This is a genomic window from Sphingobium psychrophilum (assembly GCF_012927105.1).
GTDB classification, from domain to species: domain Bacteria; phylum Pseudomonadota; class Alphaproteobacteria; order Sphingomonadales; family Sphingomonadaceae; genus Sphingobium; species Sphingobium psychrophilum.
In genome coordinates, this window is record NZ_JABBFV010000045.1 from 1 (window position 1) to 9,917 (window position 9,917).

The window sequence follows — 9,917 nt, forward strand, 5'->3', positions numbered from 1 at the left end:
CCCAGCCCCTGATCCTGCGATATTTTTATCAAGCGTCGGTTTGGGCCTTCTGCTCTCAGGTATTTGGTACTGGCATACAGACGCAGGATGGAAGAGCCGGGAATTCTATCGGCCAGCCCTAAGCCAGATGGCGCTAGATATAGGATCACACGCTAGGGCGTTTTATAGCGCCCAAGATGACAATGATTATTTCAAAATGCAAAATGCTGCTCATGAGGCGAGTTCGCGCCAGATCAGTTGGCTGAATGATAATGTCGGCGGCATCGCCGCCAAAGCATATGGCTCAGCAAATGGAGAACCGAATTATCTTGTAAAAAATACTCGCCTCTCTCCTGCGATAGATAAACGACGAGCCCAATATACAGCAGAGTTATATGGGAAGGCGACTTATCTTGAGAATCTTCGCAAAGACGATAGCGAATGGCCTAAGCGCCCCAGCGAAATTGTTCGTATGAAGGGCATTCCTAGATACAAATCAGCGCAGTAATTTTCATATGCGCTCATCAATCGTCCGATCGCCCAAATAGGCGACCGAAAAAGCCACGTTTCGATTCTGCGGCCTCTGGCCCGGTGAGCAATCCGATCACCCGCGCCTGCGCTTCTCGACGCTCTTCCTCGGATTTATCGAGCCGTTGGCGCAGGTCGGAAACCACGCCATCACGATCCTGTAGCTGTTCACGCAACAGTTCAATCTCCCGCTGCAACCCCCCTGAATTTATTAGGGTTTCCCTGTTTCCATCAGGGGTGTCTGAGCGGGACTCATCAACCGTTTCTTTCTGTTTCGGAGGAAACACCCGGAACAGTTCGGACGTGTCGATAAGGTAGCCATTATCGGTCTTCTCGGCATAGCTAAGACGACCGGATTTTAGGGCTTTTGAGACGGTTCCCTTGCTGACCCCGGCCAGTTCAGCCCCCTTCGTCATTGAGACGGTTGCCATACTCTATTCCCCTGTTTCCAACCGGGAACGTGTCCCTGTTTCTATAGGGTATCGCGAAACCCTAAGAGCGACAACCATTAGGGTTTACTCCATTTTTCCGCGCAACCCCTTACCCAGGTCGTCCAATCTTCGCGTAGGGCATCTCCCCGGAGCTGGCGTCGCTTGTCAGTTCGCACCCGCGCATATTGATCGGCCAACCGCTGTACGGCGTGCCCTCCACCATAGGTGACGCCGATCGCGTGCAACTCCGTTGCGCCAAATTCCGTCACCTGATCGTCGGCAGGCCAGCGCAAAACATCAGACACGCCCAAATTCGCGGCTGTTGCAGCGATGATCGCACTGGGATCGAGTATCGTTTCCGCCGTGCCATCGCGACGTGCTCGGCGACCGGCGCGATGGCGTTCGTTTTCCTCTTCGGCCGCTACAGCAGCGATCGGCGGCTTGCGGCGGAAGGTTATAGCAATCTCGATGACCTTGCGGCCCCGCCTTTTGGCGACGTCCCATGCCACCGAGAACTGCGGCACAAGCTGGTTGATTTCCGCCGTTGCGGCATCGAGGACGAAGCGTCGAAGATCGGCGAAAGAGCTGTAAGACCCTTCTGGAACACCAAGCTTTGCCCGGAGGGTTTCCACATCGCCGCGCCAGATCGGCACGTCTCGTCGGTAGAGCAACGCTCCGAGCTGGTATAGTTCGAGCGCATATTTGCTATCAAAGGCCAGCACCGTTGCCCGGTGCAGGAGTGCATAGGCTTCGCTGTCTTTCAGGAGGTCGCGCGCGCGGCGGGTGAAACGGTAGATCAACCACCCCTGTTCACCCCCCTCAAATGTCTCTTCGATCATCTGGAAGGTGCGCCGCCCATGGTCGCCTTCCACCTTGTCAGGCATGGCAAAGAAGATACCCATCAGCTCGTCGATCGTCTCGGCAAGGCGATCGTTGGAGTTGTGGGAGCCGCGCAACATGCGCTTGGCGATTCTATGTTCCTGGTCCCGCCAGGCATCGCCTGCGGCCTGGTGCATCATCAACGCGAACACCTTGCGCGCAGACAGGCTAAGGGAAACCCCCCGCGCGTAGCGGACTTCGACTAGCTCGCGCGGCTGTACGATCGTGTCAGAGCCACGCTCTTTCTCGATCCGCGCCACCTCCATCGTGCGACCAGTTGTGTCGGCTGTCCCGTCCATGATGGGACATTCGGTCGATGTGCGAACAGGGTCAAGGTATTATGAGGTGAGAAAGGAAATGGCCTCACTTCATGCACCCCATTTCTCATAATACCTCCACCCCAAAACTCACAATAGGGCACCCCATTTCTCATGATGCCCCACCCCATCCCTCATGATAGGCCGAAATACGCCTTTATTATCAATGCGTTTGATACCCCCTGAATCATAGAATCCCAGAATCTAGAATCATCGCGGGCGTGCGAGAGGAAATGCAGCTCTAAGGATGAGGAATATGGAATTGGCCTACCGGCCAATGCGCTGTTTGATGCGTGACGGTGAGCCGTCACAGGGCGACCTACGGTCGCTGGGCTTCCGAGGGGGAAGTGGGGCGGGTCCAGCGTCCAATCGCGTCCTAAGCGCCTGTGGCGAGGCCCAGGGCGATCAGGAGGCGGGGTCGCGGCCCTTTTCCCTTCCCCGCTCGCCATCGGTGACATTCTCGCTCCCTGTGGCCTTTCAACCGGGATCGGCCAGCCCGGCAAACTCGCGCTGATCGTAATATCGGATCTTCTCCACGATCAACGGGGCCTGCCCTTGGAGCATGAGCAGTTGGTCGGTGGGCGGCATCCGCATGATTTCATCGGGGTTCATGAGGTTTCGGGCGCTGATATGCGTGCTGGCCGATTCCGTGAGTTTTGCCCCGCCGATCCTGCTGCCTTGGGAATAGCCCGCCGTCTGATATTCGAGGGTTTCCTGCCCCAGCGTTTTCGAGAGCAGTTCGGCGGTGGCGAGATCGTTCACCCCGAACGCTTGGAATACCCCGGCATTCGACATGAAGGTGCCCGCCCGCTCGCCATAGAGGGCGCGCAACTGGTGCATGTCCTGCAAGATCGGCCAGAGCTGCAACCCGTAACCGGCCATTAGGCCCATCGCCCGCTCGACCGGTTCGAGCCTGCCCAGGGCGGCGAACTCATCGAGCAGGAACAGGACGGGCCGCACCGGTTTGACCGGCGAGCGCGCCATGTCGGTGAGTGCCTGGGCGACCAGCAGGCGCAACCAGCGCGCATAGGCGTCGAGCCGGTCAGGGGGTAGGCACAGAAACACCGTGGAAACCCCCTCTTTCAACCCCGCGAATGTGAAGTCGGATGCGGCCATACTGGCGACGATCCGGGGGCTGTCGAGAAAATGGGTGTGGCGCTGGGCCGACGACAACACGCCTGCGGCCTCGCGATCGGACTTGCCGAGCTGGCGGTTGGCGGCGCGGGCGATCAGGCCATCGGCGCCGCGGCTGTCCTGCATGAGGGTGAGCAGATCGGCGAACGCCTTGGGGGCGAGCGTCAGATATTCGCGCACCGTCGCCAGGGTGCAGTGCTCGCGGTCCTCATGGACCACGGCATAGAGGATCAGACCGGCGATCAGCGCCTTGGCTTCCTCGTTCCAATGGACCTCGCCACCTTGCCCCGCTGGATCATGCACCAGGGCGTCGGCCAGCGTCATCGCATCTTCGGCTAGATCGAGGCTGGCAGGGTCGAGCCGGTCGAGCGGATTATAGCGGGCAGGGGGTTGCCCGGACACCTCGAACGGGTCGAGGCACCAGACCTTGCCCTTCGTCGCGCGCGCCCTGGCAGTGACGCGCGCGTTCTCGCCCTTGGGGTCGATGCAGATCACCGAGCGGTCGAGGGTCAGCAGATTGGGGATGATGGTGCCGACGCCCTTGCCGCTGCGGGTCGGGGCCATCGTCAGCAAATGGGCGGGGCCACCATAGCGGAGCAGCTTGCCCGATTTGGCCGATCGACCGATGAGCAGATCGCCGTCGCCGGATTCCAGGCCGCGCACATCGTCACGCGATCCGAAGCGGGCCGAGCCGAGCAGCTCGTTGCGCCCCGCCCGACCATTGATCCGCCAGACCGCGACCATCACCAGGGCGAACGCGCCCCAGGCGATGACGCTGGCGAGCACTTCCGGCAGCAGCTTGCCGACCAGATATTGCACGACCAGGCACACGACAAATGCGCCGACGATCGCACGAACCCATCCTATCCCCCGATCGCCCCCGACCAGCGGGCCTGCCATGACGTTAGTTCGGGGTCTGGCTGATCGAATCTGCGATCATGCCGGACCAGGTTGCGAGAATTGTGCCTTCGTTGTCATCGCCATCTTCACTTGCGATCTTGCCGCACATTCCGATGAGATTTGCGATTTCCTGTCCGCTAGCGATCCCAGCGCGCTCGAGAACGGCGGCGATCGTAGACAGGGCGGTCCCGGTCGCTTTGACGACAGCATCGTCATCCATGGCAGTCACTCCTTTTCGCTCGTTCTATCCTTCAGCCGCTTCAGCAGAGGGGCCATCAACGCATGGTCGCGCTCACGGGTCAGGAACATCGGCAGTTCGCGTTGCAGAAGGGGCGCGAGCTGGCGACCGGTGGGCGTATCCTCGTCTAGGTGGTGGAGGATGAACGCGCCAAGCATGATGCGCTCGCGGGTTTCAGCCTTACGACGTTCGGTAGAGACGCGCGCCTCAAGCGCCTTTCGACGCTCACGCAGTTTGCGCTCGTCCTCGCGCATTTTCTCAAGGCGCTCTTCAACGGGTGTCCGTACCATGCCGTCCTCCTATGGCAATTCACTATATCATCCGAAACGCCATGAGGCTACCTTATGAAGATAAGGGCACGCTTATACATTGGTTCCCAATGTGCGTGGTCCTCGTGGGGGCGTTGCCCCCGCCGGACGGCTCCCCCTTAAGTGCAGTAAGGCAGAAGGGCGCGGCGTCGTGGCGATCTACCATTGTTCCGTCAAAGTCATTTCGCGGGCCACCGGGCGCAGCGCGGTTGCCGCCGCCGCCTATCGGTCGGGCGAGCGGCTGACCGACGAGCGCCTTGGCAAATGCCACGACTACACGCGCAAATCCGACATCGAGTATCGCGAGATCATGGCCCCCGATCGCACGCCTGACTGGATGCTCGATCGCGCCCAGCTTTGGAACGGCGTCGAGGCGGCAGAGCGGCGCAAGGACGCCCAGCTTGCCCGCGAAGTGGAAATTTCCCTTCCGCGTGAGCTGGACGCGGAGGGGCGGCGCGCCCTGGTCGAGACCTATGTGCGCGAGCAGTTCGTGTCCCAGGGGATGATTGCGGACGTGTCGCTGCACCGGGGCCATTCGGCGGACGGGCAGGAGCAGCCGCACGCGCATGTCATGCTGACCATGCGTGACCTGACCGGCGAGGGGTTCGGGAAGAAGAACCGGGACTGGAATGCGGCGGAGCGGCTTGAGGGATGGCGTTCGGCCTGGGCCGACCATGCCAACCAGGCGCTGGAACGGGCCGGGTGTGATGAGCGCATAGACCATCGGTCATTGAAGGATCAGCGCGAGGCGGCGCGCGATCGGGGCGACGCGGAGGGGCAAGAGGATCTAGGCCGGGAGCCGTTGGGCAAGGTGCCGTTGTCGGCGGTGGCGATGGAGCGCAAGGGAAGGTCCACCGAACGCGGCGACGAACAGCGCGGGGTGCAGGCGCGCAACCGGGAGCGGCGCGAGCTGACGCAGCAGCTTCGCGAATTGAGCGCCAGGATCGCAGACACCATGCGCGGCATCGGTGACAAGGCCAAGGACATCGCGCAGGGTCTGCGCGACCGTCTCAGCGCGGCATGGGGCAGTCAGGACCAGGCTGACGATCGCAGTGCAGCCGAGCGGATCGCGGAGGCGACGGCGCAGCGGGGCGAACGTGACCGCGACACCCCGGAGCCGGGGAGCGCCGCCGCGCGCATCGCCTCGCGCATGAGCGGCAAGGGGGGCGGGTCGGATCACGACCAGGCCGAGCGCGATCGGGAGCGCATCAGGGACAGAGATCGAGACAGGGGCCGCGAACGATGAGCGATGACAGCGACGATCCAGTGATGGCCCTGCTGGCGACCCAGCGGGCGGTGCTGGCGGCGGTGGAGAATCTGGCGGGTCAGGTCGAGGCAATGCAGGCCAAGGTGGACGCCATGGGCGAGACGCTGGCCCAGCTCGTCGCCGGCAGCGCCGGCGCATCGGGTGCCGGCGATGGTCGCGCGCTGACCTTGGGCGACAGGTTCAGGCAGGCGACCGATAAGGAAGCGGCAGCGGACCCGGAGCTACGCTCGGCACAGGGGAATTACATTGTGGCTCAGGCGATCGCCAACAGGTTGCATAAGGGCGACCCCGAAGGCGTGGCGCGCGAGAACGCGCGGGTGCGGGAGTGGATCGCGGATCAGCTTGACCGGGGCCGGATGTTCGAGCCGGGCAAGGTGCGGAGCAATGAAAAGGGCGTGGCGGCGGTGGTGGAGCCGATCCACGAAGAGATGTTTCCGGGACGCGTCAGAGTCCAGCAGCCCGATCGGGAACGGTAGTAGCCTGCCCATAGAGGGTGAAGATGACCGACGGCATCAGCGCAGGGGGCAGGCCCTCATCCAGCATCATCGCGAACATGGCGTCCTCATCGGCCGACAAGATCATATCTTCAATGGCGAGATTGGCGCGGGATTCGGCCATGTCCTCGCGCCATAGCTCCACTTCATCCGGCGTGCCGCGCAGATAGTCCATCGCCCGTACCTGGGCGCGCAGCGCTTCCACGTCGATCGGCACCATTAGGCCGCTTCCGCGATCCTGATTTCCAGTGTCAGGCCGGATGCCGTGGCGAGGTTCACCAGCGCATCGAGGGAGAATTTGCCGAGCTTTCCGCGCAGCAGATCGTTGAGCCGGGGGCGGGTGATGCCAAGGCGTGCCGCCGCCGCTTCCTGCGGCATGTCCCATGTGCGGATACGGCTTTTCAGGGCCGACAGCAGTTCGGAGCGCGCCTTCATGTTCGCGGCCTCTGCCGGGGTGTCGGCCAGTGCGTCAAAGACGCTATCGAAAGTCTGGACTTCCATCGCCTATTCCTTCTTCCATGCCCGTAAACGGTTCGCGGCCAGCTCAATGTCCTTCTGTGGGGTCGCCTGGGTTTTCTTCTGGAAAGCGTGGAGGACAAGCACCGCCTCCGGTAACGTCGCCAGATAGATCACCCGGAAAGCCCCAGATTGCTCCCTGATCCTGATTTCGCGCACGCCAGGCCCGATGGTTTTCATCGGCTTCCAGTCGTCGGGATCGTTGCCAATCTGGACCTCGTTGAGCTGATGGCCCGCTTCGGAGCGGGCATCATCAGGGAAATCACGAAGCCGAGCGAGGCTGTCACCCAGGAACGAAATCTGTTTCACGGAAGATGTGTATCAAATTCGATACACAAGGTCAAGGCTGCTCAGCGGGGACCGTTTTCCACTCCTTCAAAACTACGTTACCTCTCTTGTCCTTAAAAGTTACCCGAGAGATTGAAACGTAAATATAGCAGCTTTGTGTAGTCAATGCCCATGGGTTATCTACTTGCGGACCAGAGTATTGAGATTTGCAATTAGAAAATTTCCCATTCTTGGCTTTTTTAATAGTTCCTTCTACTTCTGCATATGTATCTACCGTAAGACGTTTTGCTTCCGGCCCGCTGACATCCATCTGAACAATGTACGTATTTTTCATTAAATCTAAAGCTTGTTCACCATCGTGATTTCGAGTCCATTTGATATCATCTTCGGTAGTGAACGGAGAGAACTCTCCCTTAGGTCGACTTAGAGCTAAAATTCCAAATTCTTTCGCAGTATAACTAAATACATTACGACGAACACCAAAATTGCTCTCACCTATATATGAGCCATTTTTAATACGTTCTACTTTATAGAAGATTGGATCATTTCCATTAAACCAAAGTTTTAATTTTCCGTTATCATATGTCCAAATAGTAGAACCACCAGAATCAACCCCAGACCTGTCTCCAGAAAGAAATGGAAACTTAATTATAAAATGCTCACCGTCAACTATTGGTGGCGTGATTTCGGAAGCGAACTTATCAGCCTCCATTTTTGAAAAGTTTTCAATAATTATTCGTAGATTAGATGTTATGTTATTGTCTGGAACAACAGACGCTGTAGCTAGCAATGCAAATATGAAACGCATACACCCCCCTTGAATATTAAACTTATTAGCTTCTGTAAATTATCTCCATATTGGCAAGATATACCATTTTATAGGCACCAATAATTATCTCACTACCAATTACTGAGATACCGAAATTCGGAGCAGTGATGGAAGAGCTACCGGGTGGATGCACAAACAAGGTACATGGTTTCAAAGTCCTCAAACTCGAACGGGCGCGTGATCGTAGTGACCACGGCGACTGCGCCATTTTCCATGCGATCGACCTGCATCATATAGGCGGTGAGATGGCCGCCGATGAATACTCGCTCTGCCGGTATTATAGCATCCTGTTCCACACGCTGCGCGCGACATACCTCTACGAAATCATTCGGAAAGCCGGTGAGGGGCAGTGCGCCGATGTAAGGAGGTTTGGTCCTGATCCCAGGCTCAAGGCGCTCGCTTTCGAAATCGGCCGTTGAACGATATGCAAACCCAACAAACTGGTTCTCTTGGTCGTCGAATCCGAGGTGATAGATTGTGCTGGTCATAGCCTTCCGCTCAGCCGCCGGACGCGCAGCATAGAGAGTTCGCAAGCTATCAGACGCAAAATCGTTCAAGTGGCCCATATCGACCGCCAACATGCGACCTAAGACGTGCCGTGACCAATCGAGAATGAAGGCAAGGTTGCCCGTGCCGCAGATCAATCCATTGAGGTGCGGTACGGGGTGCACTTTAGAAGTGAAGAAGCCAGGTTCGAACTGATCGGTAGTGACCAATGTGTCCGCAAGGACGTAAACCCCATCAGGGAACAGCGCAAAATTCATAACAGTCATGAACGATCAATGGCATGAATGCACTGCTCTGCAACAGTTCTATCGAAGCCACAGTTGTCTCTACCCGTGCTGCGATGATGCAGAAATTACAATTTTTGCATCAGATCGAAACCCGAGGGAATCCGGCCCCTTCCCTGATGCAAAAATCTGATGCAGATTTGCAGCCATGATTTACGGTTATGCGCGCGTTTCCACCTATGGTCAGGATCTGGCCCAGCAGCTTGCACAGCTCACCGCTGCGGGTTGCGTGAAAATCTATCGGGAAAAGATCAGCGGAGCGACGGCGGAGCGGCCTCAGCTTAAGCGTGCGATCGGCGCCCTTGACGATGGCGACGTGCTGATGGTGACGGCAACAGACCGCCTTGCTCGCAACACCCGCGACCTGTTGAACATCCTCCACGCGGTGGAGGAGGCCGGGGCTGGGTTCCGTTCGCTGGCCGAGCCGATGGTGGATACGACATCGCAATTTGCCGAGGTGATAATCGCGGTGCTGGGTATCGCGGCGAGCTGGGAGCGAGAGCGGATCACCGAGCGCACAGCCGCAGGGCGTATCCAGGCAAGGGCACGTGGGGTGAAATTTGGCCGCAAGACGGCCCTTACCCCACACCAACGAGCCGAAGCGCTGGATAGGCTGGCCGCTGGTGACACACAACGAACCGTCGCCGCGCTATTCAATGTTAGTCAGGCGACCATATCGCGGCTTGTCGGTCGATAGGGATGATGATCGGTTGCTGGCATTACACCCACTATGGCATTATCCAGAAATGAGATCAGAATTCATACCATATGCGCTTGCTATCGCACCGCTTGTAGTCGGCGGGCTATGGTCCCAACTGGTAAGTGGTCTACCATCTTGGGCTATTGTTGGGCTTCTAACAGGTTCTGCCGCTGCAGTGATAGGAAGGATGATAATCCCAGCCCCTGATCCTGCGATATTTTTATCAAGCGTCGGTTTGGGCCTTCTGCTCTCAGGTATTTGGTACTGGCATACAGACGCAGGATGGAAGAGCCGGGAATTCTATCGGCCAGCCCTAAG

The 9,917-nt window shown here is 58.5% G+C and carries 15 protein-coding genes; 5 read left to right on the top strand and 10 right to left on the bottom strand.

The genetic code is table 11. The annotated features are described in order from the left end of the window. Nucleotides 1-487 (top strand): hypothetical protein (locus HHL08_RS24615; protein ID WP_169575505.1); only part of this gene is annotated, 487 nt, incomplete at its 5' end. A 16-nt stretch (nucleotides 488-503) separates the two neighbouring features. On the opposite strand, the gene HHL08_RS24620 is transcribed toward HHL08_RS24615, so the two are convergent. The 5 genes from HHL08_RS24620 to HHL08_RS24640 form a co-directional block, all read right to left on the bottom strand. Continuing rightward, on the bottom strand, nucleotides 504-923 hold the full coding sequence (locus HHL08_RS24620) for a DNA-binding protein (RefSeq protein WP_235955301.1): 420 nt from the start codon (nucleotides 921-923) through the stop codon (nucleotides 504-506). 92 nt (nucleotides 924-1,015) lie between these two features. Then, nucleotides 1,016-2,116 carry a replication initiation protein gene (locus HHL08_RS24625; protein WP_235955302.1) on the bottom strand — a complete coding sequence of 367 codons (1,101 nt, stop codon included), beginning with the start codon at nucleotides 2,114-2,116 and terminating at the stop codon, nucleotides 1,016-1,018. Nucleotides 2,117-2,611: 495 nt separating this feature from the next. Next, nucleotides 2,612-4,168: a type IV secretory system conjugative DNA transfer family protein gene (locus tag HHL08_RS24630; RefSeq protein ID WP_169575507.1), complete on the bottom strand. Its 1,557-nt coding sequence runs from the start codon at nucleotides 4,166-4,168 to the stop codon at nucleotides 2,612-2,614. Nucleotides 4,169-4,172: 4 nt separating this feature from the next. After that, nucleotides 4,173-4,388, bottom strand: coding sequence for a hypothetical protein (locus tag HHL08_RS24635; RefSeq protein ID WP_169575508.1), 216 nt, complete (start codon nucleotides 4,386-4,388; stop codon nucleotides 4,173-4,175). A gap of 5 nt (nucleotides 4,389-4,393) precedes the next feature. Continuing rightward, complete coding sequence (locus HHL08_RS24640; RefSeq protein ID WP_169575509.1) at nucleotides 4,394-4,696, bottom strand: mobilization protein; 303 nt, start codon at nucleotides 4,694-4,696, stop codon at nucleotides 4,394-4,396. 169 nt (nucleotides 4,697-4,865) lie between these two features. Between HHL08_RS24640 and mobQ the strand changes: the two genes are divergently transcribed. Then, a complete protein-coding gene (gene mobQ, locus HHL08_RS24645) occupies nucleotides 4,866-5,960 on the top strand; it encodes a MobQ family relaxase (RefSeq protein WP_169575510.1) in 1,095 nt (364 codons plus the stop codon). Next, nucleotides 5,957-6,457 carry a hypothetical protein gene (locus HHL08_RS24650; protein WP_169575511.1) on the top strand — a complete coding sequence of 167 codons (501 nt, stop codon included), beginning with the start codon at nucleotides 5,957-5,959 and terminating at the stop codon, nucleotides 6,455-6,457. Before mobQ ends, HHL08_RS24650 begins: the two co-directional genes overlap by 4 nt. On the opposite strand, the gene HHL08_RS24655 is transcribed toward HHL08_RS24650, so the two are convergent. From HHL08_RS24655 to HHL08_RS24675, 5 genes are all read right to left on the bottom strand, one after another. Further along, a complete protein-coding gene (locus HHL08_RS24655; RefSeq protein ID WP_169575512.1) occupies nucleotides 6,426-6,695 on the bottom strand; it encodes a hypothetical protein in 270 nt (89 codons plus the stop codon). The two genes, HHL08_RS24650 and HHL08_RS24655, sit on opposite strands and share 32 nt — an antisense overlap. Next, nucleotides 6,695-6,976 (bottom strand): helix-turn-helix domain-containing protein, encoded by a 282-nt coding sequence (locus HHL08_RS24660; RefSeq protein WP_103001674.1) that lies wholly within the window; start codon nucleotides 6,974-6,976, stop codon nucleotides 6,695-6,697. The genes HHL08_RS24655 and HHL08_RS24660 overlap by 1 nt, the downstream gene beginning before the upstream one ends. A 3-nt stretch (nucleotides 6,977-6,979) precedes the next feature. Continuing rightward, nucleotides 6,980-7,300: a type II toxin-antitoxin system RelE/ParE family toxin gene (locus HHL08_RS24665; RefSeq protein ID WP_169575513.1), complete on the bottom strand. Its 321-nt coding sequence runs from the start codon at nucleotides 7,298-7,300 to the stop codon at nucleotides 6,980-6,982. 31 nt (nucleotides 7,301-7,331) lie between these two features. Continuing rightward, on the bottom strand, nucleotides 7,332-8,087 hold the full coding sequence (locus tag HHL08_RS24670; protein WP_169575514.1) for a hypothetical protein: 756 nt from the start codon (nucleotides 8,085-8,087) through the stop codon (nucleotides 7,332-7,334). 137 nt (nucleotides 8,088-8,224) lie between these two features. Then, nucleotides 8,225-8,881, bottom strand: coding sequence for a hypothetical protein (locus HHL08_RS24675; RefSeq protein ID WP_169575515.1), 657 nt, complete (start codon nucleotides 8,879-8,881; stop codon nucleotides 8,225-8,227). A gap of 14 nt (nucleotides 8,882-8,895) precedes the next feature. Here HHL08_RS24675 and HHL08_RS24680 point away from each other — a divergent pair, with 14 nt between their 5' ends. Then, nucleotides 8,896-9,051: a hypothetical protein gene (locus HHL08_RS24680; protein ID WP_169575516.1), complete on the top strand. Its 156-nt coding sequence runs from the start codon at nucleotides 8,896-8,898 to the stop codon at nucleotides 9,049-9,051. Next, complete coding sequence (locus HHL08_RS24685; RefSeq protein WP_169575517.1) at nucleotides 9,048-9,596, top strand: recombinase family protein; 549 nt, start codon at nucleotides 9,048-9,050, stop codon at nucleotides 9,594-9,596. The genes HHL08_RS24680 and HHL08_RS24685 overlap by 4 nt, the downstream gene beginning before the upstream one ends. Nucleotides 9,597-9,917: the final 321 nt, after the last annotated feature.